The organism is Pseudomonas sp. NCHU5216 (assembly GCF_052156495.1).
In the GTDB taxonomy this organism is placed as follows: domain Bacteria; phylum Pseudomonadota; class Gammaproteobacteria; order Pseudomonadales; family Pseudomonadaceae; genus Aquipseudomonas.
The window spans coordinates 95,478-119,243 of record NZ_JBQLIX010000007.1 but is presented as its reverse complement, the minus strand read 5'-3'; the positions used below and the strand labels follow the sequence as shown (position 1 = coordinate 119,243).

The window sequence follows — 23,766 nt, the reverse complement described above, 5'->3', positions numbered from 1 at the left end:
GAAGCCGACAATGGCCGGAAGCAGCCTGCTCGCCCTGATCGATGACATCAGCACCATACTCGACGATGTCGCCACCATGACCAAGGTGGCAGCGCGCAAGACCGCTGGCGTACTTGGCGATGACCTGGCACTCAATGCCCAACAGGTCACCGGCGTGCGCGCCGACCGTGAATTGCCGGTGGTCTGGGCAGTGGCCAAGGGTTCGCTGGTGAACAAGGCGATCCTGGTGCCGGCGGCGTTGCTGATCAGCGCCATCGCCCCCTGGCTGGTGGTGCCACTGCTGATGCTCGGCGGCCTGTTCCTCTGCTACGAAGGCGCGGAGAAGCTGCTGCACAAGCTGCTGCATCGTCACCACGCTGATGAGGAGAAACAGGCGCACAGGCAAGCCCTGGCCAACCCCGAAGTGGATCTGGTGGCCTTCGAGCGCGACAAGATCCGTGGCGCCGTGCGCACCGACTTCATTCTCTCGGCGGAGATCATCGCCATCACCCTCGGCACGGTCGCTGCCGCCAGCCTGCTCAACCAGTTCGTGGTGCTCAGTGCCATCGCCGTGGTGATGACCCTTGGCGTGTACGGCCTGGTGGCGGGCATCGTCAAGCTGGACGACGCCGGGCTGTACCTCAGCCAGCGCGGCAGCGCCTTCGCCCAGGCCTGCGGGCGCGGCATTCTGGCATTCGCGCCCTGGCTGATGAAGACGCTTTCGGTGGTCGGCACGGCGGCGATGTTCCTGGTCGGTGGCGGCATCCTCAGCCACGGCCTGCCGTCTGTGGAAAGCGCCGTGCACCTTGCCGCCGAGTGGGTCGCCGAAGATGCCGGGCACCTGCTTTCGCTGGCGGTGCCGGCCCTGCTCAATGCCCTGCTGGGCATAGCCGTGGGCCTGCTCAGCGTGCCGCTGGTCAGCCTCGCCACGCGCCTGTGGCAAAGGTTACGACCGTCCCAGGCCAACTGAGGCGAACGTTTTTCGAGCAGCCAGTCGCGCCCTCTGCCAGGCGTGGCCGGCACGCACTTTCCCCATGCTTATCCACAGTTTGCTCAACAGTTTCCGGGGATAAGCCGCCGCGCCTCGGCTGCGCTGCGCTCATGCCCCTCAAAGCAGGCCAATCCATTCATTGCAAAGGTTTTTTCACTCGGCACAGGCGCGCTGAGCAAAACCTGACCAAGCGCCCAGAAAGCCCAAGAAATAGCGCTCTGGAAGAGCCTCCCAGAGCTTATCGACAGAGTTATCCACAGATTATCGGGATAACCAGATGTGGCGCTCGGTCGCATCCTCGGCGCTATCGAGCTGTGCGAACCTGTCCAGACCTGACCGGAAACTCAGAATCTGGAGGCTTCAAAGATGTTGCGTAAATTTGCTCTGCTGGCTGCGCTGGGCCTGGCCAGCACTCCGCTTCTCGCTGCCGAATGCGCGGTGGATGTCGAATCCACCGACCAGATGACTTACAACACCCAAGCCATCTCCATCAGCAAGAGCTGCAAGACCTTCACCGTCAATCTCAAGCACGTAGGCTCCCTGCCCAAGACCGCCATGGGCCACAACTGGGTACTGAGCAAGACCGCCGACATGCCTGGCATCGCCAGCGACGGTATCGGTGCCGGCCCTGCCGCCAACTACATCAAGGCTGGCGACGAGCGTGTGATCGCCCATACCGACCTGATCGGCGGCGGCGAAAGCACTTCGGTGACCTTCGACGTGAGCAAGCTGGCAGCCGGCGAAGACTACAGCTTCTTCTGCTCCTTCCCTGGCCACTACTCGATCATGAAAGGCAGCGTGAAGCTGGTGGAATGACCGCAGTACCCCTTCAGCCCAGCGGCAGTACCGTGACCTGCACTTCCGGGTCGTGGCTGCCGCCTCCCAGGATCACCCCGCGCAGCGGCGACACATCGGAGAAATCCCGGCCCCAGGCCAGGGTGATGTGCTCCAGCGCCGGGCGCACGTTGTTGGTCGGGTCGAAATCCACCCAGCCCTGACGCGGACAATACAGCGACACCCAGGCATGCGAGGCATCGGCACCGATCAGCCGTGGCTGGCCGGGGGGCGGCTGAGTCAGCAGGTAGCCGCTGACGTAACGCGCCGCCAGACCACGCGAGCGCAGGCAGGCGAGCATCAGGTGGGCAAAGTCCTGGCAGACCCCGCGCTTTTCCTCCAGCACCTGCAGCAGCGGCGTCGCCACCTGGGTGGCACCGGCGTCGAAGCTGAATTCGTCGAAGATCTTCTGCATCAGCGCCTGGCCCGCCTCCAACAGCGGCCGCCCTGGCGTGAAGCAATCGTCGGCGTAGTCGGCGAACACCTGCTTGAGGCGCACGTAAGGCGACTCGAAGCGATAACGCGCCGCCTCCAGCAACGCCGCTGCCATGGGCTGACCGGCGTAGCTGAGCGCGGCACAGGCGGACTCCCAGGCGGGCGAGTCGTCCAGCTCCAGCGGCGGGCGCGCCAGCACCTCGACCCGTAGCCGCGCGCTGACGCTGAGTACCTCGTGCGGGCGCTCGAACACCAGGCGCGTCAGCGGATTGCCGAACACGTCCAGGCCGTCACGGCGCTGGCAGGGCTGCGGGTCGATGCGCAGCTCCTGCTCCTGGCAACGCTGCCATGGGCATTCGCGCGGCCACAGATGAGCCAGTTGCTGGGCCAGGGAAACCGGTGCCGAGTAACGGTAATGGGTGTCGTGAAGAACCTGATAAGAGGCACTGCTCATGAGGATTGCGTCCGCTGGCTGACATCGACATGGGCGAAGAAACGCAGCCCCAGGTGATCGGAGGCCGTACCGGCAGCCTCGCTGATGGCGCCCAGCAGGTCGGCCAGGCCTTCGAGCACGGCACGGGTGCTGCCCGGGCCGAACAACGGGCTCTCCAGGCTGTTCAGGTTGAAGGCGGCGAGCTGCTGTTCGAGATAGACCAGGTAGCGTTCGACCGGCAGCTCGAAACGCTCGTTGATGCCCTGCAGGGAGCGCAACAGCGTGCGTAGCTGGAACATCACGGCATGCGGGTTCTGATCGTCCAGCAGCAGCAGGTCGAGCACCGGGATCAGTTGCGCCGAGGCCAGGTAGCGGGTGCGGTAGGTGATGCTGCTGTTGCCCAGTTCCAGCAGCCATTCCAGCGCCGACTGGTCGGTGGCCGAGCTGCTGCGCAGAAAGCAGGCGAAGCTGTCGCAGAGAAACTGCAGACGCTCGACGTAACGCCCAAGCATGAGGAAACGCCAGCCATCGTCGCGGGTCATGTCGTCGAGAGCAAACCCCGACAGCGCCGCCAGCGACATCAGCATGCGGTTGAGAAAGTCCAGCAGTTCGCCGAAGTCGGCCGGCTGCCCCTCGAGCAGTTGCGCATCGCGCTGCAGTTCCACCAATGCCTGCCAGTTGGCCTGGGACAGCTTGCCGCGCACGCTGCCGGCGGCCCACTGCAGGCGCTGCAGGTTGGCGCGCAGGCTGGCTGGCCAGTCGCTGCCAAGCAAGGCTTGCAGCAGGCGCGCCTCCAGCTCACCTTCATCCGGCTCGGCCAGCAGCCCCAGGTTCTGCGCCAGGGCCAGGGCGCTCTGCAGCGCCTGCGGGTCGTCGTCATCATCGACGTAACGCGCCAGCATGATGCGCAGCAGGCGCGCACTGTCTTCGCAGCGCTCGGCGTAGCGGCCGAACCAGAACAGGTTTTCCACCACCCGTGACGGCAGGAAGGGGTCGCTGCGCACCAGGTCGGCAGTGCCCAGGGTGCGCGGTGTGTGCCAGGGCTCGCCGCTGCTGTTGCGGGTGCCGAGCACCCAGGTGTCCTTGCTCGCCCCGCCACGCTGCATCGACACCACTTCGGCATCGGCTTCGCCGGCCACGCGGGTCAGGCCGCCGACCATCACCCGGTAGCCCTCGGTGCTGGCCACGGCGAACACGCGCATGCCGATGGCGCGCGGCTGCAGGCCGCTGCCATCCCACACCGGCGCCTGCGACAGCTTGGCCCGCGCCTGCGCCACGTAGGCGTAGGGGCGCTGCTTGAGACGCGCGGCCAGCTTGGCGCGCTGCGCCGCGTCCAGATCGCGGCCGAATACCGGGGTGAAACTCTGCGAGGGAAAGGCCGGGCGCACCAGTAGCTGGTCGAGCTTTTCCAGCGCCTCGTCCAGCACCGGCGGCTCACCGCACCACCAACTGGCGATGGACGGCAGCAGCAGTTCCTCGCCCAGCAGATGCTCGCTGATCGCCGGTAGAAAGCCCGGCAGGCCGGGCGACTCGAGCACGCCGCTGCCCAGGGCATTGGCCACCAGCACGCGGCCACGGCGCACCGCTTCGAGCAGGCCGGGCACGCCGAGAGCGGAATCGGTGCGCAGCTCCAGCGGGTCGCAGTAATCGTCGTCGAGACGACGCAGCACCGCATGCACGCGGCGCAGGCCGGCCAGGGTCTTGAGGTAGAGGGTGGCGTCGCGCACGGTCAGGTCGCTGCCTTCGACCAGCGGGTAACCGAGCTGGCGCGCCAGGTACAGGTGCTCGAAATAGCTTTCGTTGAAACGCCCAGGCGTGAGCAGCACCACCAGCGGCGTCTCGCCACCGCTCGGCGCCTGGCGTGCCAGGGTGTCCTGCAGGGTGCGGAAGAAGTTGCCCAGGTGCTGCACGCGCAGGTCGCGGTACAGCTCGGGGAAGGCGCGCGAGACGATCTGCCGGTTCTCCAGCGCGTAACCGGCGCCGGACGGCGCCTGGGTGCGGTCGGCGGTGACCCACCAGCGGCCGTCCGGCGCGCGGGCCAGATCCACCGCGTACAGGTGCAGCCAGGTGCCCCCCGGGGCTTGCATGCCCTGACAGGGCCAGAGGAAGTTGTTGTGGCCGAACACCAGCTCGGTGGGCAGCAGGCCTTCGGCGATCAGCTTCTGCGGGCCATAGAGGTCGGCCAGGACGCGGTTGAGCAGGGTCGCGCGCTGCGCCACGCCAGCGGCGATCTGCTGCCATTCGTCGAGCGGGATCAGGTTGGGCAGCAGGTCGAGTTCCCAGGGCCGGTCGGCCCCCTCAGGGTCGGCATAAACGTTATAGGTGACGCCGTTCTCCTGAATCTGCCGCGCCAGCATGGCTTCGCGCTGGGCCAACTGCTCCGGGCGACTGCGCGTCAGCTGTTCGTAGAAGCGCCGCCAGTGCGGGCGCACGTTGCCCTTGGCGTCGAGCAGTTCGTGGTAGGCCCCGGCAGGGGGCGGGTAATCGGCTAGCAGGTCGTGCATGGCAGGCTCGGCAGTGGCAAGGCGGTGCGGCTTTCGCTCCCCTCTCCCATTCATGGGAGAGGGGCCGGGGGAGAGGGCTGAAAACACAGCGAGCTCGCCAGCTCTCCCCTCTCCCTAACCCTCTCCCCAGAGGGGCGAGAGGACTGATCGCGGCAACCGACATTCATGTGCGCAACATGTGGTCAGACGCGCCGCAGATCCAGGGTCATCGGCAATTCATTATTGTCTATCGGCTGCAGGGCCGGGCGCTTGCCTGGGCTGTGGCCCAGACGGAAGAAGCGCGCCAGGCGCCGGCTCTCGGCCTCGTAGGCGTTGACCGGCAGGCTGTCGTAGTTGCGCCCGCCGGGATGCGCCACATGGTACTGGCAACCACCCAGGGAGCGCTGCATCCAGGTGTCGATGAGGTCGAACACCAGCGGCGCATGCACGCCGATGGTCGGTTGCAGGCAACTGGCCGGTTGCCAGGCGCGGAAACGCACGCCACCGACGAACTCGCCGACCTTGCCGGTAGGCCGCAGTGGCACCGGCACGCCGTTGCAGGTGAGCAGGTAGCGATCCGGCGCCATGCCGTTCACTTTCACCTGCATGCGTTCCAGTGACGAGTCGACGTAGCGCACCGTGCCGCCGACGGCGCCCTCCTCGCCCAGCACGTGCCAGGGCTCCAGGGCCTGGCGCAGCTCCAGATCGATACCCTTGACGGCGAAGTCGCCAGCCTTGGGGAAACGGAACTCCAGGTGCGGGGCGAACCATTCGCCGCGCAGGCGATAGCCGAAGCTGCCCAGTTCCTGCAGCACGTCGGCGAAATCCTGCTCGACGAAATGCGGCAGCAGGAAGCGGTCGTGCAGCTCGGTGCCCCAGCGCACCAGCTTGGCCGGGCGGTAGGGCTCCTGCCAGAAACGGGCGATCAAGGCGCGCAGCAGCAGTTGCTGGGCCAGGCTCATCTGCGCGTGCGGCGGCATCTCGAAGGCGCGCAGCTCCAGCAGGCCGAGGCGACCGCTGGCGGAATCCGGCGAGTACAGTTTGTCGATGCAGAATTCGGCGCGGTGGGTGTTGCCGGTGACATCCACCAGCAGGTTGCGCAGCAGGCGGTCGACCAGCCAGGGCGGGCAGTCGCGGCCCGGCTCGGGCATCTGCGCGAAAGCGATCTCCAGCTCGTACAGGGCGTCGTTGCGCGCTTCGTCCATCCTGGGGGCTTGAGACGTCGGGCCGATGAACAGGCCGCTGAACAGGTAGGACAGCGACGGATGGTTGTGCCAGTAGCTGATCAGGCTGCGCAACAGGTCGGGGCGACGCAGAAAGGGGGAGTCACTGGGCGTCGCGCCCCCCAGAACGAAGTGGTTGCCGCCGCCGGTGCCGGTATGGCGCCCGTCGATCATGAACTTCTCGCTGGACAGGCGCGACTGGCGCGCCGCCTCGTAAAGGAATTCGCAGCGCTCCACCAGTTCGTCCCAGTTGGCCGCTGGATGGATGTTCACCTCGATCACGCCCGGATCGGGGGTGACGCGGAAGTACTGCAGGCGCGGATCCTGCGGCGGCTCGTAGCCCTCCATCAGCACCGGGCAGTCGAGCTCGGCGGCCACGGTCTCGATGGCGGCGACCAGCTCCAGATAGTCCTCCAGGTGCGCCAGCGGCGGCATGAACAGATACAGCCGCCCCTCGCGCGGTTCGGCACAAAGCGCAGTACGCACGATGCCGGCGGCAGATTGCCCGCTGGCCGGGCGCGCGCTCTGCGAGCCATTGCCCGCAGCGCCACTGGCGCCACGCCAGACCCCGCGCAACTGGCGCTGGATCTGGGCCGGGCTGGGCAGCGGTGGCAGCGCCTGGCTGGGGTCGAGCGGGTTGATGTAGGGGTAATCGGCCTGGCTGACCCAGGGCAGCGAATCCAGCGGCAGGCGGTAGCCCAGCGCGGAATCCCCCGGCAGCAGGCGGCAGTGTTCATCACGCAGGAACCAACGCCCGCTCTGCCAGCCCTCACCCACCACCTGGCGCGCCAGCGGCAGCACATGGCCAACCACGGCGTCGAGGCCCTGGTCGAACACCTTGCGCAGGCGCTCGCGCTCCAGTGGGTCGCTCAGGCGCGGGTCGTCGGGGCTGACGTTGTCCGGCAGCTTGCGCTCGCGCCACAGGTAGTAAAACCAGTCTTCATAAGCCGGGAAGACGTTGTCGCCATCCACCCCAAGCTGTGCGGCCAGGCTGGCGAGAAAGCGCGCGGCGGTTTCGGCGGTAGCGCCATAGCCACGTTTCTCGTCGGCCAGCAATTTGGGGTCGTGCCACAGCGGCTCGCCATCGCGGCGCCAGAAGCAGTTCAGCGACCAGCGCGGCAACTGCTCGCCCGGGTACCACTTGCCCTGGCCGAAGTGCACCAGGGCATTGGGGGCGTAATGGCTGCGCAGGCGATGGAACAGGTCGGCAGCCAGGCGCCGCTTGTTCGGCCCCAGCGCGGCGGTGTTCCACTCGTCGTCATCGGGGTAGTCGAGGGCGACGAAGGTCGGTTCGCCACCCATGGTCAGGCGTACGTCATGCTTGCTCAGGTCATCGTCGATCTGCCGGCCCAGGGCCAGGATCGCCTGCCACTGCGCCTCGCTGTAAGGCTTGGTGACGCGCGGTGCTTCCCACACGCGCTCGACGCTCATCAGGTGCTCGAACTCCACCTCGCACTCGTCCAGGCCGCCGGTGATCGGCGCCGCCGAGGACGGTTCGGGGCTGCAGGCCAGGGGGATATGGCCTTCGCCAGCGAACAGGCCGCTGGTAGGGTCGAGACCGATCCAGCCGGCACCGGGCAGGTACACCTCGCACCAGGCGTGCAGATCGGTGAAGTCCTTGTCGGTGCCGCTGGGGCCGTCGAGGGATTTGACGTCGGCGGTGAGCTGGATCAGGTAACCGGAAACGAAGCGCGCAGCCAGCCCCAGGTGACGCAGCAACTGCACCAGCAGCCATGCCGAGTCGCGGCACGAGCCGGACGCCAGCTCCAGCGACCGTTCCGGCGTCTGTACGCCCGGCTCCATGCGGATCAGGTAGCGAATATCGCTGGACAGGCGCTGGTTCAGCTCCACCAGAAAATCGACGCTGGGCTTCGGCTCGCGGGAAATGCCGGCCAGGTACTTGGCGAACAAGGGTGTCACCGGCAGCTTCACCAGGTAGGGCGCCAGCTCACGCTGCTCGCCTTCGGTATAGGCGAAGGGAATGCGCTCGGCGTAGGGCTCGAGGAAGAAGTCGAAGGGGTTGAACACCGCCATCTCGGCAAGCAGATCCACCTCGACCTTGAACTCGCGGGTCTTTTCCGGAAAGACCAGACGCGCCAGGTAGTTGCCCTGCGGATCCTGCTGCCAGTTGACGAAGTGCTGGCCCGGCTCGACCTTCAGCGCGTAGGAGAGGATACGTGTGCGGCTGTGCGGTGCCGGGCGCAAGCGCACCACCTGTGGGCCAAGGTTGACCGCGCGGTCGTAGCGGTAGTGGGTAACATGGTGCAGCGCGACATGAATCGACACGGCGGCCTCCTGCTAGCCTGGACGATGCTCCGTGCAGCGCAAGACTTATGCCAGGGCGCGGGGCACGAATCAATCAGGCGCAATCATAACCTCAACGCACCAGCAAGAAGCCAGGTGCGCACCAGAGCCGCGTTGACGCACCATTAACGAACATCGCAATGGATTTGCCATAGCCGCAGCCTGCCTTAGACTGCACACATCTCATCAAGGATGTGTGTCATGTCCCCTCGCTCCGCCCACTGGTTGCCCCTCGCTATCCTGACGCTCGTCCTCAGCCCCTCGCTCCGGGCAGAAGACCCGTTGCTCGCCCCCCTCGATCAAACCACCGCCAACAGTGGCGAACGCCAGGTGCGCGGGGTGCTGCGCGCGCGCAATCAGGCAGTGATCAGCAGCGAACTGGCCGGGCGTATCGTCGAAATGCCTTACAGCGACGGCCAGAGCTTCGCCAAGGGTGATCTGCTCGCCCGTTTCGACTGCAGCGCCTACCAGGCTCAGCTCAATGCTGCGCAGGCCGCCGCGCGCGCCACCCGTGAAGAGCTGAACCACAAGAAGCAACTGGCCGCGCTCAACTCGGTCGGCCGCTTCGAGGTGGCGCTGGCCGAAGCCCGCCAGGCCCAGGCCCAGGCCGAGACCCAGGTGTACCAGGTGCAGGTCAGGCGTTGCAGCGTCACCGCACCCTTCGCCGGCAACGTGGTACAGCGCCGCGCCCAACCGCATGAAAGCGTCGCCAGTGGCGCGCCGCTGCTGGAGGTGGTGGATAACACCACGCTGGAAATCTATCTGCTGGTGCCCTCGAGCTGGCTCAGCCGCCTGCAACCGGGGCAAGCCTTCGAGTTCATCCCCGACGAAACCGGCAAGCCCCTGCAGGCCAGGATCAAACGCTTGGGCGCGCGCATCGATGAAGGCAGCCAGACCCTGCTGCTGATCGGTAGCCTGCCCGAGGATGCCAAAGGCCTGCTGGCCGGCATGAGCGGCACCGCGCAGTTCCAGGAGTCACCATGAACGCGCCGCTGCCGGCCAGCGCGGAGCGCATCTTCGCCCTGTTCCTCGGCCTCGAGCAGCAGGCGCGCAGGGCTGACAACACCGAGCAACTGGCCTTCGCCATGGTCAATGATGGCCAGGCGCTGTTCGGTTTCCGCCATGCCGCCCTGCTGATCGCCGGCAAGGTGCAGGCGCTGACCGGCATCAGCGTGGTGGAGGCGCACTCCCCTTTCGTCGCGTTCGTCGAGCGTGCCGCTGCGGCCCTGCGCGAGCAGGGGTGCCTGGACGAGGGGCATAACGTCGACCCGGCGCAGCTGGACGAGCAGACTCGCCTGGACATGAACGAGCTGTCCGCCCCACACGCCTACTGGCTGCCGTTGAAGAACCGCAGCGGCGAAACCTTCGGTGGCCTGTGGCTGGCCCGCGAGCAAGCCTTCAACGATGCCGAGCAATCCTTGCTGACGCAGTTGGCCGACAGCTACGCCCATGCCTGGCTGGCCCTGCAGCCGCGCAAGCCCTGGCGCCTGCGCTGGCCACGCAAGAAGCTGCTGGCCGTGGCCGCTGTGCTCTGCTTGCTGCTGCTGATCCCGGTACGCCAGTCGGTATTGGCCCCTGCCGAGGTGGTGCCCCTGGGTGGCCGCGTGGTGGCAGCGCCACTGGATGGGGTGATCGCCGAGTTCCTGGTCAAGCCTAATCAGCAGGTGGCCGCCGGGGACGTGCTGGTGCGCTTCGATGCCACCAGCCTCAAGGCCCAGGCCGATGTCGCCGAGCGCACCCTGGGCGTGGCCGAGGCGGAACTCAAGGCCAACAGCCAGCGCGCCTTCGTCGATGCCGAATCCAGCGCCCGCCTGGATCTGCTCGCCGCGCGCGTCGAGCAGAAGCGCGCCGAGCGCGACTATGCCCAGCAGTTGCTGGCGCGCAGCGAGGTGCGCGCCGAGCGCGCGGGCATCGCGGTGTTCGCCGATGCCGAGCGCCTGACCGGCAAACCGGTGCAGACCGGCGAACGACTGATGCAGATAGCCGACCCGAATCAGGCCGAACTGCGCATCGAACTGCCAGTGGGTGACGCCATCGCCCTGCAGCCCGGCGCCGAGGTGGCGCTGTTTCTCGACAGCGATCCGCTGCATCGTCACCAAGCGCGACTGGAGCGCGCCGCCTACGAGGCGCAAAGCACCGCCGCCGGGCAATTGGCCTATCGCCTCGACGCTGCCTTCATCGAAGCGCCGCCGCGTATCGGCCTGCGCGGCACCGCCAAGCTGTTCGGCGACCGCGCGCCGCTGGCCTACTACCTGCTGCGCCGGCCTTTGGCCGCGGCGCGGCAGAGCCTGGGCCTGTGATGCTGCCCGCGCTGCGCCCCGACCTGCAGCTATCGCCGGCCGCCCCCGGCCTCGATGGCGCACCGCAATGGACGCTGGCCGACCCGCTGCGCGGCCGCTACTTCAAGCTCGGTGCGGCGGCCGTGCGCCTGCTGCGTCACTGGACGCTGGGCGAGCCACAGCGCGTGCTGGCGGCGGCCAATGCCGAACCCGGCCTGCCCCTTGGCTCTGCCGAGCTGGAGGAGATGCTGGGTTTTCTCAGCCAGCATGACCTGATCGCCGCCTTGGACGACAGGCAGCGCGCTAGCTACGCCATGAAAGCCGCCGCCCAGCGCCAGAGCCCGTGGAAGCGGGTGCTGCATCAGTACCTGTTCTTCCGCATCCCGCTGTGGCGCCCGGATCCCTTTCTCAATCGCGCCTGGCCGGTGCTGGAGCGCCACGGCCCCTGGCTTCTGCGCAGGGGCCTGCCGCTGGTCTTGCTACTCGGCCTGTTCCTGGTGATCCGCGACTGGCAGCGCTTTCTCACCACCTTCCCCCATCTGTTCAGCCTCGGCGGTGCCCTGGCCTTCGGCGTGGCACTGACCTTCGCCAAGCTCTGCCACGAATTCGGCCATGCCTTCATGGCCAAGCGTGCCGGCTGCCGGGTGCAGAGCATGGGCCTGGCCTTCATGGTGCTGCTGCCGATGTTCTACACCGATGTCAGCGACGCCTGGCGCGTGCGTGACCGCCGTTCACGGCTGCTGATCGGTGCTGGTGGCGTGCTTGCCGAACTGTCGCTAGCGGTACTGGCGTTGCTGGCCTGGTCGCTGCTGCCGGACGGCCCAGCGCGCACTGCGGCGTTCATGCTGGCCAGCGCCACCTGGATCACCACCCTGGTGATCAACCTCAACCCCTTCATGCGCTTCGATGGCTATTTTCTGATCAGCGACCTGTGGGGCGTGGATAACCTGCAGCAACGCGCCTTCGCCCTGTGCCGCTGGCGCCTGCGCGAGGCGCTGTTCGGCTATGGCGAACCGGCCCCCGAGCCCTGGTCGCCGGCCATGCGCAAACGCCTGCTGATCTGGGGCTATGGCTCATGGATCTGGCGCGCGATCCTGTTCCTCGGCATCGCCCTGGCGGTCTATCACCTGTTCTTCAAGGTGCTGGGCATCTTCCTCATGCTGGTGGAGCTGCTCTGGTTCATCGGTTTGCCGATCTGGCGCGAACTGGGCGAGTGGTGGCAACGCCGCGAACAGGCCAATCCGCACAAGGCATTGCTCACCGGGCTGGGCCTGGGCGCGGTACTGCTGGTGCTGGTGGTGCCCTGGCGCAGTTCGGTGGAGATACCGGCCCTGCTCGAAGCCTCCCGCACCCATGCCCTGCACGCTCCGGTGGCCGCGCGCCTGAAGGCGGTGCACGTGCAGGACGGGCAGAGCGTGGCGGCCGGTGACCTGCTGCTGGAACTGGACTCGCCCGATCTGGACTCGCGGCAAGCCATCGTCCGCCGCGAGATCGACATTCTGCAACTGCAACTACGTCGTCTGTCGGCACGCAGCGAGACGGCGGCCGACGCCGGCGTTCTCGAACAGCGCCTGGCCGAGGCCGTGGCCGAATACCGCGGCCTCGCTGCGCAACGTGAGCGCCTGCAGTTACGCGCGCCACAGGCCGGCGTGGTGCGTGACCTGCAACGCGACCTGAGTGTGGATCGCTGGCTGCACCCTGCCGAGCCGTTGGCGCGCATCGTCGAGCCTGGGCTGCGCCTGCGCGGCTACCTGGCCGAAGAGAACCTCTGGCGGGTCGAGGCTGGCAGCAGCGGACGTTTCATTGCCGATGACCCAGCACGCCCGGCCATGCCGGTGCGCCTGGATGAAGTGAACCCCACCGCTGCCGCCTACCTGGAGCTGGAGGCGCTCAGCTCCGATCATGGTGGCCCCATCGCCGTGCGCCGCGACGCGCAACATCGCGCCGAGCCCGTGCAGGCGCAATACGGGACACGCCTGACGCTGCTCGAAGACGACATCCATCCCGACCACCCACTGCGCGGCGTGGTGCTGCTAGAGGGTGAGCGCCAGTCCCTGCTGGGCGCCGCCTGGCGGCGAATCGCGGCGCTCGGTGTGCGCGAAAGTGGATTTTGAGACGACTCAGGCCACTTGCTGCGGCTCACGGCGCATCTGTAGCTGAACCTCATCCTCCGCATTAGCTTGCGCACGAAACCCCAAGCGCTGGTAGAGACGCAGCGCGGGGTTGTGGCGCATCACCGCCAGTTCCAGCGCCTTGCCCTGCTGGTCGGCCTGGCCGATCAGCTCCCTCAGCAGTCGCTCGCCCAGGCCCTGCCCGCGGTGCTGGGCCTCAAGGCCAATATCCAACAGGCGAATGCATGTCGCCCCCGCGTGCCAGGTGAGCGCCCCGACCGGCTCAGCGTCGATCAGCACGATCTCGGTACGGGCCTCGGGATAATGATTGGCGAAAACCTGGCGCTGCAGTTGCCATTGCTGCTCCAGCAATTGCGGACAGGCGGCCAACAGCTCAGGTTGCAAACCCCGTAACTGGGCGAAGAGCTGGCGCAGCCAGGGTTCGTCCGCCGCGCAGGCGACACGGCGCTTGAGCTCACCGCCGGCCTTCATCTGGTTCATGGGCTGCTATATTTCCCCCTGCCTGGCAGGCAATGCCAATTATTCCTAAGCACAGGGAGTGACCCATGCTCATCGATACTCAAGGCCTCACGGCTCGGTCTTTCAACGCGGAAATCGGCCAGTTGTTCACGGCAGAGACCGTGCCCGACCCGGTCCAACTGACCCTGCACAGGCTGGTGGAAGGAGGCGTGGCGAACAATGGTTATCGCACGCCCTTCTCGCTGATCTTCACCACACCCATGAACGTGCTGCTGCTGGAAGCGCAGTACCGCCTCAAGAGCGCCAGCGGCCGCGAATACATGCTCTACCTGAGCCCGATCGCCTCCCCTGGTGACGGCCTGCGCCACTATCAGGCCCAGTTCAACTAGCAAGCCGTTGAAAAACGTAGGCGAGGCAGGCAAGACAAGGCAAAAACGACCGAAAAAGCGCAGTTTACGTGTTGTAAATGAGCATTTTGAGGTCGTTTTTAACGCAGTATTGCCAACGCAGGTAGTTTTCAACAGCCTGCTAGGCCTGATAGTGGCGACCGATCACTGCCGAGGTGGATAGAGCCCCTCGATACAGATGCACTGCGTCAGGGCCAGTACTGGCTGCACTATGCTCACCGGCTGGTTCTGACCATTGACGGCTAACTGAACGCTCATCTGCAGTTGCGCGGGCAACTGCACAGAGCCTGGCGCGGGCGCGTAGATCTGTACCGCTACGTCCTCGCGACCATAATTGCCAAGGCTTTGCCCGAGCGTGCTGGTGGCCGAGGCCTGGCTTGCAGTGGCGGGGACGTCCGCTTCCTGCAGGGCCACGCTCAACTGGCTAACGGCATCGTGCTGGTGCTGGGGCAGATTGTTCAGCAGCAGCGTGGTGCTTTCCGTCCCGGCCATCTCGCCGGGATCGTATTGCCCACCGGCCCCCATCGCGACACGTCCATTGAGGTTGGGCAAGCCGAAGGTGGTCGTGCCATTACCTCCATAGGTAGTACCTAACAGAGAAAACAGTGCGTCGAACTGGGCAATCGACAAAAGCTGCCCACTACAGGTCATCCAGCCTCGCGGCGCGAAGTTTCCAGCAAAGGGGGCGACTACCCCCATGTAGCTGTCGATATCCATTGCAATACTCCTCGAGCCATCAATCGCGTGGGGGGAAGATCCCTTGCATGCAGATGATGTAGTTGATGACGGTGAAGGGCTGGAGGATGGAGAAAGGCTGGTTGCCGCCAGTAGCGCCCACGGTCACGGTGGCCGTCGTGCTGAGGGGTACGCTGACCGAACCAGGGGCCGGCGCATAGATCTTCACATCGACTATCTCGCGGCCATAAGCGCCGGTGGCACTGGCCAACACGGTGCTGGCTGTCGGCGTGGCCGTGGTGGCAGCCGCGCTGCTGGCCGGCAAGGACGCGCTGGCCGAGACCGTGGCGGCATGGTTGTGCGCGGGCATCTGCAGTGGTGTCAGGGTCATGGTTTCCTGGCCTGCCTGCTGCCCCAGAGGGTGCAGCGTGGTGCCTGGCGATTGCCCCGCCCCAATGGGTACACGGCCTTGCAGGTTGGGCAGGGCGAAGTTGGTCTGACCGTTCCCCCCATAGGTTGTGCCGATGACGGCAAAGAGCGCCTGGTTCTGATTGATGGGCAGCAATTGCCCCTGGCAGAAGGCCCAGTTACGGGGTGCGAAGTTGGGTGCCCAACCACTGATCGCACCAATGTAGGACTGATCGCTCATGACTATTCCTTTTCGATTATGGTCGCATGATCACGGAGTCGCCCGATCCGCCGACTTCTTCCTTGCGGCCCGAGCCGATAAGAACCATAGCTGACATCCGGGCAGGCGAAGATTTATTTATCGGGACGCCTATCAATTGCCGGATAAAGAACTAGACTGCTTTTACGGCCACTGAAGGCATACCGCCACCAGTCACACTTGCATGCCCATTCACCAACCCACGTAGAGCCTCGGCAGTAGAGGAAACATGAGCGGTGAGTCCAGGGAGGAAGTTCAAAATGTTTCGCAATCTGCCGAAAGTCTCAACCCGCAGCAAACCCCAGACTGGCTCGCTGCATGCTCCTCTGGCCATCAGCCTCGAAGCCCGCATGATGTTCGACGGCGCCGTGGCCGCTACCGTCGCCGAGACCACCGCCAGCCAGCCCACCGATACCCCGGATGCGGCAAGCAGCCCCGACGCCTCGCACGACACCCTGGCCGCAGCGCCAGAAAGTGCCACGGCCGATCAGCGTCAGGATCTGGTGTTCATCGATGGCAAGGTGGCCGACAAGGAGCAACTGATCGCCTCGCTACGCCCGGGAGTCGAGGTGGTGGTACTCGACGGCAACCGTGATGGCCTGCAACAGATCGCCGACTATCTGCAAGGCCGGCAGGACATCGATGCCATCCATATTTTCAGCCATGGCGAGCAGGGCCTGCTGAAACTGGGCAGCGCCACGCTGGACAACCAGAACGTCGCCAGCCGCTCGACCGAGCTGGCCGCGATCGGTGCCAGCCTCAGCAGCGACGGCGACATCCTCCTTTATGGCTGCGACATCGGTCGTAGCGACAGCGGTGCCGCCCTGGTGGAGCAACTGGCGACGCTGACCCAAGCCGACATCGCGGCCTCCTCCGACAGAACCGGCGCTGCCGCCATGGGCGGCGACTGGGAGTTGGAGCGGCAGAGTGGCGAAATCGCCGCTCATGACGTGCTGGACATGGCGCAACTGGCAAACTACGACAACCTGCTGGCGCTGCCCTCAGCTACCCAGCCGTTTGGCGATACCTACTGGAACAACAATACCGGCGGCAACACCGTCGACGGTTTCAACATTACCGAATCAACCGGTGCAACCCGGGCCAGCTCACCTAATTCCATCTATTTCAATACCAGCCCGCAGATGGATGGCGACGGCAATTATTATTACGAGCTGACCTGGACCGCAGACAACGTCGACCTGGGCACATTCGACCTCGACGGCATGGTGATCCAGAGCTTCGGCGGTAAATATCGCCTCGACTTCAGCGCCACCTCGGGCGGAATCGCTGTCAATGACTCATTCTCCTACGACGGCGCCCAGGGGCCGCTGACCATCGACCTGAACGCCTCCAAGTACAATGACATCTCCTCCTTCACCCTGCGCGTGACCAATCTCGTTGGTGCCTCATCGGTAGCCAACATGGATCTGCAGCAACTGATCCTGGCCGACCTGAAAGGGGCCAATACCGCTCCCACAATCGGCAACCTGAATGGCGACAGCGTGGCCTGGGGCAACGTGGGCAATACCGTGCACCTCGACGTGGGCAGCAATGCCAGCCTGAGCGACACCGAGCTGGGCGCATTGAATGGCGGCAACGGCAACTGGTCCGGCGCCAGCCTGGTCATTCAACGCAACGGCACTGCAGTAAGCAGCGACTTGTTCGGCTTCGATACGTCCGCTGGCGCCTTATTCAGCATCGATAACAACAACCTGCAAGCGAATGGGCAGACCTTCGCCACCTTCACCAATAACAACGGCGTGCTGACAGTCAACTTCACCAGCAGCGGCACCAACGCCACCACCGCGCTGGTCAACGACGTGGCACAGCGCATCACCTACCGCAACGACACCCCAGCCGGCGACGCGACCATCAGCTTCACCCTCAATGACGGCGCCGGGGGCAGCGCCAGCGCCACCACCACGGTCACCAGCGATACCATCTACGTGACCAACAACACCGACACTGCCACCATCAACGTCAGTAACGGTGTGAGCTTCAGCGAAGCCGTCGCCATCGCCGCCAACGACACCACCGGCAGCCAGACCATCGTCTTCGATGCCTCCCTGGCCGGCCAGACGCTGAACCTCAATGCCGTATCGATCAACGAGAGCCTGACCTTCGATCTGGATCAGGTCAGTGGCCTGACCCTCACCGGCGGCACCATCACCCTCGCCGGGGGTACCACCCAGACCTTCAGCAACGGTTCGGGTGATACCGCGTCCATCGTCAGCGTGGTCGCCGGCAGCGGCGCACTGACCAAGGCCGGGGCCGGCAACCTGACCCTGAGCGGCGCTATCAACAGCTTCTCCGGCGCCACCAACATCGCCGCCGGCACGCTCACTGTCGCCGGAGGTAGTGCCCTTTCCGACAGCAGCAGCGTGTCGATCGCCGCAGGCGCCACCCTGGCACTATCGAGCAGCGAAACCATCGGTAACCTCTCCGGCGCGGGCTCGATAACCCTGGGCAGCAATACCCTGACCACCCTACAGACCGCAGACACCACCTTCTCCGGCAATATCAGTGGCGACGGGGGCCTGTCTATCAACCAGACAGGCTCGGCCAGCCATGCGCTGACCCTCTCCGGCAACAACAGCTACATCGGCAGCACCACGCTGCTCAATTACGGCTGGCTGAAGCTTGACGGCGACGCCTCGGTGTCCAGCAGCAGTGCGGTACGGGTCAACGGCAACGGCGTGCTGACCCTACTCTCGGATCAGACCATCGGCAGCCTGGCGAGCAACAATGCCAACGCCAGCATCCAACTGGGCAGCTACAGCCTGACCTCCGGCGGCGACAACACCAGTACCTCGGTTCTTGGGGTGATTTCCGGCAGCGGCTCGCTGATCAAGCAGGGCAACGGCACCCTGACCCTGGCCGGCAGCAACACCTACAGCGGCACCACCACCGTCTCCGCCGGCACACTGTCGATTGCTGGTGATGGCAACCTCGGCACGGGCGGCCTGACCCTGGCTGGCAGCACGCTCGCAATCACCGGCGCCACGACCATCGACAATGCCATCGCCCTCACCGGCAACAGCACCATCGACAGCAGCGACGCCGCCACCCTCAGTGGCGCCATCAGCGGCGCCTACGCCCTGACGAAAACCGGCGCAGGTACCCTGAGCCTGGCCGCCAGCAACAGCTATGGCGCCACTTTCGTCAATGCCGGCACCCTGAGCGTAAGCAGCGACGGCAACCTGGGCTCGGGGCCGGTCAATCTGGCCGCCGGCACCACGCTGGCTCTCACCGGCGCGACCACCGTCGACAACGCCATCGTCCTCGGCGGCAACGCCACGGTCACGGCAGCGGCCAACGCCACCCTGTCCGGCGTGGTCAGCGGTGCCTACACCCTGACCAAGGCGGGCGCCTCGACCCTGACCCTGTCCGGCACCAACACATACGGCGCCACCACCGTCAGCGCCGGCACCCTGAGCGTCGCCAGCGACGCCAACCTGGGCAGCGGCACGCTGACCCTGGCGGCTGGCAGCACCCTGGCCGTCACTGGTGCCTCCACCATCGACAACGCCATTGCCCTGAGCGGTAACGCCACGGTCAATACCGGCGCGGATACCACTCTCTCCGGCGTGATCAGCGGCAGCAACAACCTGACCAAGGCCGGCGCCGCGACCCTGACCCTGAGCGGCAGCAACAGCTACAACGGCAGCACCAACGTCAATGCCGGCACCCTGAGCGTCGCCGGTGACGGCAACCTGGGCGCCGGCAGCCTCAACCTGGCCAACGGCACCACCCTGCAGATCACGGGCAACACCACCATAGACAATGCCCTGGCCTTGACCGGCGCGGCCACCATCAATGCCGGCGCCGCCGCGACGCTCTCCGGGGTGATCAGCGGCAGCGGCGGCCTGACCAAGACGGGCAGCGGCAGCCTGAATCTCTCGGCCAGCAATACCAACACCGGCAGTACCACCGTTTCCGCCGGTACCCTGGTGGTGGACGGCAGCACCAGCAGCGCCACCACCGTGGCCAATGGCGCCACCCTGGCCGGCGGCGGCACCTTGGGTGGCAACGTCATCGTGCAGGATGGCGGCACCCTCTCTCCAGGCAACGGCGGCGCCGGCACCCTGACCGTGAATGGCAACCTGACCCTGGGCTTCGGCAGCACTCTGGCACTGGATATCAATGGCGCCAGTGCGGGCACCGGCTACGACCAGGTCGTGGTAAACGGCACCGTCGAGCTTGCAGATGCGACCCTGGCGGTCACCCACGGTTATGCGGCCGGCAATGGCGAGATCTATGAGGTCATCCTCAATGATGCCGCCGATGCCATCTCCGGCACCTTCAGTGGCCTCTTCGAGGGCGACAGATTCAATGCGGCGGGCAATGGCACCCAGTTGACCACCAGCTATGTCGGTGGCACTGGCAATGACCTGACCCTGACCGCCCCCACCGCCCCGACGGTCACCAGCGTCTCGTCCAGCACGGCCAACGACACCTACAGGATCGGCGACACCATAGTCGTCACCGTCCAGTTCAGCAGTGCCGTGAATGTCACCGGTACCCCGACCCTGACCCTGGAAACCGGCACCACCGACCGTGTACTCAACTACCTTTCCGGCTCGGGCAGCGACACCCTGAGCTTCAGCTACACCGTACAGGCCGGTGACAGCTCCGCCGACCTCGACTACGTTTCCACTGCGGCCCTGAGCCTCAACGGCGGCAGCATTGAGGACGGCGCCAACCAGGCCGCCCTCCTCACCCTGCCAACACCCGGCGCTGCAGGCTCCCTGGGTGCCAACAAGGCCCTGGTGGTAGATGGTGTGCGCCCGGCAGCCAGCAGCATCACCCTCAGCGACACGGCGCTGCGCATCGGCGAGACCGCCACCGTCACCGTGACCTTCAACGAGGCCGTGCAAGGCCTGGACATCGCCGACTTCAGCGTGGCCAACGGCAGCCTCAGCGGCCTCAGCAGCAACGATGGCGGCCTGACCTGGACGGCCACCTTCACGCCAGATGCCGGCGTCAGCGATGCCAGCAACCTGATCACCCTGAACAACACCGGCGTGATGGATATGGCCGGCAATATCGGCAGCGGTAGCACCGACTCGGTCAACTATGCCGTCGACACCCAGCGCCCCACGGCCACCATCGTGGTGAGCGATAGCACGCTCAAGGCCGGGCAGACCACAACCGTCACCATCATCTTCAGCGAAGCGGTGACCGGCCTGACCACGGGTGACTTCAGCGTGGCCAACGGTGCGCTAAGCAATCTGGCCACCTCGGACAACATCACCTGGACCGCTACCCTAACGCCCAGTGCCAACGTCACCGACAGCAGCAACCTGATCACCTTGGACAACACCGGCTACACCGATGCCGTCGGCAACACCGGCACAGGCAGCACCGATTCGGTCAACTATGCCATCGACACCCAGCGCCCAAGTGCCAGCATCGTGATTGCCGATACCGCCTTGAAAGCAGGCCAGAACACCACCGTCACCATCACCTTCAGCGAGGCGGTGACCGGCCTGACCACGGGTGACTTCAGCGTGGCCAACGGCACACTCGGCAACCTCAGCTCCAGCGACGGCGGCATCACCTGGACAGCGACCCTGACGCCGAACGCCAACGTCAGCGACACGACCAACCTGATCACCCTGGACAACACCGGCTACACCGATGCTGCAGGCAATACCGGCACCGGCACCACCGACTCCAACAACTACGCCATCGACACCCAACGGCCGACGGCCACCATCGTGGTGACTGACACTGCGCTGGCCATCGGTGAAACCTCTGTCGTGACCATTACCTTCAACGAGGCAGTGACAGGCCTGAGCCTGACCGACTTCAGCGTGGCCAACGGCACCCTGAGCAATCTGAGCACCTCGGACAACATCACCTATACCGCCACCCTGACGCCAAGCAGCAGCGTTACCGACAGCAGCAACCTGATCACCCTGGATAATACGGGTGTTCAGGATGCCGCTGGCAACACAGGTACTGGTAGTACCAACTCGAACAATTACGCCATTGACACCCAGCGCCCCACGGCCACCATCGTGGCGAGCGATACCGCGTTGAAGGCCGGGCAGACCACCAGCGTCACCATCACCTTCAGCGAAGCGGTCACCGGACTGACCATCACCGACTTCAGCGTCGCCAACGGCACCCTGAGCGGCCTAAGCTCCAACGACGGCGGCATCACCTGGACTGCCACTCTGACGCCGAACGCCAACGTCACCGACAGCAGCAACCTGATCACCCTGGACAACACCGGCTACACCGATACCGTCGGCAACACCGGCACGGGCAGCACCGAGTCGGGCAACTATGCCATCGACACCCAGCGCCCAAGCGCCAGCATCGTGGTTGCCAATACCACCTTGAAAGCAGGCCAGAACACCACCGTCACCATCACCTTCAACGAGGCGGTGACCGGTCTGACCACGGATGACTTCAGCGTGGCAAACGGCAGCATCAGAGGACTCGGCAGCACCGATGGAGGTATCACCTGGACCGCCACCCTGACGCCGAACGCCAACGTCACTGACACGACCAACCTGATCACCCTGGACAACACTGGCTACACCGATGCTGCAGGCAATACCGGCACCGGCACCACCGACTCCAATAACTACGCCATGGACACCCAACGGCCGACGGCCACCATCGTGGTAACTGACACCGCCCTGGCCGTAGGTGAAACCACCGCCGTGAGCATCACTTTCAACGAAGCTGTCACAGGCCTTAGCCTGGCCGACTTCAGCGTGGCCAACGGTGCCCTGAGCAACCTGAGCACTTCGGACAACATCACCTACACGGCAATCCTGACGCCCAATGGCAACATTGCCGACACCAGCAATGTCATTACCCTGGACAACAGCGGGGTACAGGATGCCGCTGGCAATATCGGCAGCGGCAGCACCAACTCGAACAACTACGCCATCGACACCCAGCGCCCGACTGCGACCATCCAGTTGAGCGACACCGCGCTGGCTGCCGGTGAGACCACAACCGTGACGATCACCTTCAACGAAGCGGTAACGGGTCTGAGTCTGGCTGACCTCAGCGCAACCAATGGCACTCTCAGCGGGCTCAGCAGCAACGATGGCGGCATCACCTGGACAGCGACCCTGACGCCAGACGCCAACGTCACCGCGAGCAGCAACCTGATCACGCTGAACAACACGGCCGTACAGGACGCAGCAGGTAATGCCGGCGTTGGCGGTACCCTATCGAGCAATTATGCCGTCGACACCGTGGTTCCACTCATTGGCAGTGTCAACGTGCCAGCCGGCGTACAGTACAACGCAGGCGATACCCTGACCTTCGTGGTCAACGCCAGCGAAGCCGTTCTGGTCAACGGTACGCCAAGGCTTGCCTTGGATATCGGCGGCACCACGGTCTTCGCCGACTATGTGGCAGGCTCTGGCACCACGACGTTGGTCTTCCAGTACAGCGTGCAACCTGGTCTGAACGATGCGGACGGCATCACCGTGACGGGCCTGCAGAACAATGGTGGCAGCCTGCGCGATGCCACTGGCAATGCCATGAATCTGACCCTGAACAATGTCGGAGACACCTCGGGCGTGCGCGTCGACACCACAGCGCCCACTGCGACCCTGACCCTCGATCAAGCCTCCAGCAGTGCCGGCAATGTGCGCTATACACTGACCTTCAGCGAAGACGTGAGCGGCGTCGATCTGTCGGACTTCAGCCTGGTCAGTACCGGCAGCGCCCAGGGTAACCTCAGCAGCCTGGTGCAGATCGATGCACGCACCTACCAGATCAGCATTAGCAACGTTGTAGGCAGCGGCAGCCTGGCCCTGGCACTCAACAGCAGTGGCACCGGCATCAGCGATTCAGCCGGCAACACGCTTACAAGTGGCCTGGTCGGTCAGCCCTATACCCAAAATCAAACCGAAGGGGATCCGGAGTTCCGCAGCAATCCAGGGAGCACCCTGCCTACGGAACCCAGTTCGCAGCCCGATACGGCTCTACCGCCAGCCCCGGCCCCGATCTTCGCCTCACCACTGCTGCCACCGCCCTTGTTCGATCTACCGACCCTGGGCAGCGGTATTCCTACCCTGGGCAATATCTTCATCAACAATGGCGCGCTGGCGCCCAGCTACATTGCCCTGGTCTTCTCCAGCAGTGACAGCGGAGGCGGCAATGGCAGCGCCGTGGGCTTCCTCGGCTTTGGCGGTGGCGATGCCAGCGTATTCGGCAGCAGCAGCTTCTCCGGTCTGTTCAGCAAGGAGGTGCCCCAGCAATCGAGTGATATCCAGCTACGCTGGGGCGGTGGCCTGGGCGGCAATGACCTCGGAGCGGTGACCGGGGCACCGACACTGGGCCAGCAGTTGCAAGAGATAGGCGCAAGCGAACAACGCCAGATAAGAGACCTCGCCTGGGCGCTGGGACAGTTGTCCGCGCCAATGCCACAGGCCTGATCGGCAAAACCTATAAGAATCGAATGAACACCGTACTAGGGGGCAGTTCAA

The 23,766-nt window shown here is 65.2% G+C and carries 13 protein-coding genes; 7 read left to right on the top strand and 6 right to left on the bottom strand.

Translation table 11 applies throughout. From position 1 onward, the window contains the following. Nucleotides 1–10 precede the first annotated feature (10 nt). Both ACSVIK_RS08000 and azu read left to right on the top strand, forming a co-directional pair. Complete coding sequence (locus ACSVIK_RS08000) at nt 11–949, top strand: DUF808 domain-containing protein (protein ID WP_442443814.1); 939 nt, start codon at nt 11–13, stop codon at nt 947–949. A gap of 387 nt (nt 950–1,336) precedes the next feature. Next, a complete protein-coding gene (gene azu, locus ACSVIK_RS07995; RefSeq protein ID WP_442443813.1) occupies nt 1,337–1,786 on the top strand; it encodes an azurin in 450 nt (149 codons plus the stop codon). A gap of 13 nt (nt 1,787–1,799) precedes the next feature. Here azu and ACSVIK_RS07990 read toward each other — a convergent pair whose 3' ends face one another. From ACSVIK_RS07990 to ACSVIK_RS07980, 3 genes are all read right to left on the bottom strand, one after another. Continuing rightward, nucleotides 1,800–2,693 carry a transglutaminase family protein gene (locus tag ACSVIK_RS07990; RefSeq protein WP_442443812.1) on the bottom strand — a complete coding sequence of 298 codons (894 nt, stop codon included), beginning with the start codon at nt 2,691–2,693 and terminating at the stop codon, nt 1,800–1,802. After that, nucleotides 2,690–5,176 carry a circularly permuted type 2 ATP-grasp protein gene (locus tag ACSVIK_RS07985; RefSeq protein WP_442443811.1) on the bottom strand — a complete coding sequence of 829 codons (2,487 nt, stop codon included), beginning with the start codon at nt 5,174–5,176 and terminating at the stop codon, nt 2,690–2,692. Before ACSVIK_RS07985 ends, ACSVIK_RS07990 begins: the two co-directional genes overlap by 4 nt. Before the next feature lie 182 nt (nt 5,177–5,358). Further along, on the bottom strand, nt 5,359–8,664 hold the full coding sequence (locus ACSVIK_RS07980; protein ID WP_442443810.1) for a transglutaminase family protein: 3,306 nt from the start codon (nt 8,662–8,664) through the stop codon (nt 5,359–5,361). A 219-nt stretch (nt 8,665–8,883) separates the two neighbouring features. On the opposite strand from ACSVIK_RS07980, the gene ACSVIK_RS07975 reads away from it, so the two are divergent. From ACSVIK_RS07975 to ACSVIK_RS07965, 3 genes are read left to right on the top strand one after another with little or no spacing between them, the layout of a single operon-like run. Continuing rightward, nucleotides 8,884–9,666 carry an efflux RND transporter periplasmic adaptor subunit gene (locus ACSVIK_RS07975; protein ID WP_442443809.1) on the top strand — a complete coding sequence of 261 codons (783 nt, stop codon included), beginning with the start codon at nt 8,884–8,886 and terminating at the stop codon, nt 9,664–9,666. Then, nucleotides 9,663–10,982, top strand: coding sequence for an efflux RND transporter periplasmic adaptor subunit (locus tag ACSVIK_RS07970; RefSeq protein WP_442443808.1), 1,320 nt, complete (start codon nt 9,663–9,665; stop codon nt 10,980–10,982). The genes ACSVIK_RS07975 and ACSVIK_RS07970 overlap by 4 nt, the downstream gene beginning before the upstream one ends. Then, on the top strand, nt 10,979–13,075 hold the full coding sequence (locus ACSVIK_RS07965) for an HlyD family efflux transporter periplasmic adaptor subunit (protein WP_442443807.1): 2,097 nt from the start codon (nt 10,979–10,981) through the stop codon (nt 13,073–13,075). Before ACSVIK_RS07970 ends, ACSVIK_RS07965 begins: the two co-directional genes overlap by 4 nt. Before the next feature lie 6 nt (nt 13,076–13,081). Here ACSVIK_RS07965 and ACSVIK_RS07960 read toward each other — a convergent pair whose 3' ends face one another. Continuing rightward, nucleotides 13,082–13,573 carry a GNAT family N-acetyltransferase gene (locus ACSVIK_RS07960; protein ID WP_442443806.1) on the bottom strand — a complete coding sequence of 164 codons (492 nt, stop codon included), beginning with the start codon at nt 13,571–13,573 and terminating at the stop codon, nt 13,082–13,084. Between the two features lie 65 nt (nt 13,574–13,638). Here ACSVIK_RS07960 and ACSVIK_RS07955 point away from each other — a divergent pair, with 65 nt between their 5' ends. Next, nucleotides 13,639–13,941 (top strand): DUF6916 family protein, encoded by a 303-nt coding sequence (locus ACSVIK_RS07955; protein ID WP_442443805.1) that lies wholly within the window; start codon nt 13,639–13,641, stop codon nt 13,939–13,941. 162 nt (nt 13,942–14,103) lie between these two features. On the opposite strand, the gene ACSVIK_RS07950 is transcribed toward ACSVIK_RS07955, so the two are convergent. Further along, nucleotides 14,104–14,676, bottom strand: coding sequence for a phage tail protein (locus ACSVIK_RS07950; protein WP_442443804.1), 573 nt, complete (start codon nt 14,674–14,676; stop codon nt 14,104–14,106). A gap of 19 nt (nt 14,677–14,695) precedes the next feature. Further along, entirely contained in the window at nt 14,696–15,283 is a 588-nt protein-coding gene (locus ACSVIK_RS07945) for a phage tail protein (protein ID WP_442443803.1), read from the bottom strand. A gap of 278 nt (nt 15,284–15,561) precedes the next feature. Here ACSVIK_RS07945 and ACSVIK_RS07940 point away from each other — a divergent pair, with 278 nt between their 5' ends. Then, the gene (locus tag ACSVIK_RS07940; RefSeq protein ID WP_442443802.1) at nt 15,562–23,715 is read left to right on the top strand and encodes an Ig-like domain-containing protein; all 8,154 of its coding nucleotides are present in this window, start codon (nt 15,562–15,564) and stop codon (nt 23,713–23,715) included. Nucleotides 23,716–23,766 lie beyond the last annotated feature (51 nt).

Coding starts and splice junctions, on each gene's coding strand:
- ACSVIK_RS07975 (WP_442443809.1), top strand. CDS start 8,884: ATGTCCCCTCGCTCCGCCCACTGGTTGCCCCTCGCTATCCTGACGCTC.
- ACSVIK_RS07945 (WP_442443803.1), bottom strand. CDS start 15,283: ATGAGCGATCAGTCCTACATTGGTGCGATCAGTGGTTGGGCACCCAAC.
- ACSVIK_RS08000 (WP_442443814.1), top strand. CDS start 11: ATGGCCGGAAGCAGCCTGCTCGCCCTGATCGATGACATCAGCACCATA.
- ACSVIK_RS07950 (WP_442443804.1), bottom strand. CDS start 14,676: ATGGATATCGACAGCTACATGGGGGTAGTCGCCCCCTTTGCTGGAAAC.
- ACSVIK_RS07955 (WP_442443805.1), top strand. CDS start 13,639: ATGCTCATCGATACTCAAGGCCTCACGGCTCGGTCTTTCAACGCGGAA.
- ACSVIK_RS07985 (WP_442443811.1), bottom strand. CDS start 5,176: ATGCACGACCTGCTAGCCGATTACCCGCCCCCTGCCGGGGCCTACCAC.
- ACSVIK_RS07990 (WP_442443812.1), bottom strand. CDS start 2,693: ATGAGCAGTGCCTCTTATCAGGTTCTTCACGACACCCATTACCGTTAC.
- ACSVIK_RS07960 (WP_442443806.1), bottom strand. CDS start 13,573: ATGAACCAGATGAAGGCCGGCGGTGAGCTCAAGCGCCGTGTCGCCTGC.
- ACSVIK_RS07970 (WP_442443808.1), top strand. CDS start 9,663: ATGAACGCGCCGCTGCCGGCCAGCGCGGAGCGCATCTTCGCCCTGTTC.
- azu (WP_442443813.1), top strand. CDS start 1,337: ATGTTGCGTAAATTTGCTCTGCTGGCTGCGCTGGGCCTGGCCAGCACT.
- ACSVIK_RS07940 (WP_442443802.1), top strand. CDS start 15,562: ATGTTTCGCAATCTGCCGAAAGTCTCAACCCGCAGCAAACCCCAGACT.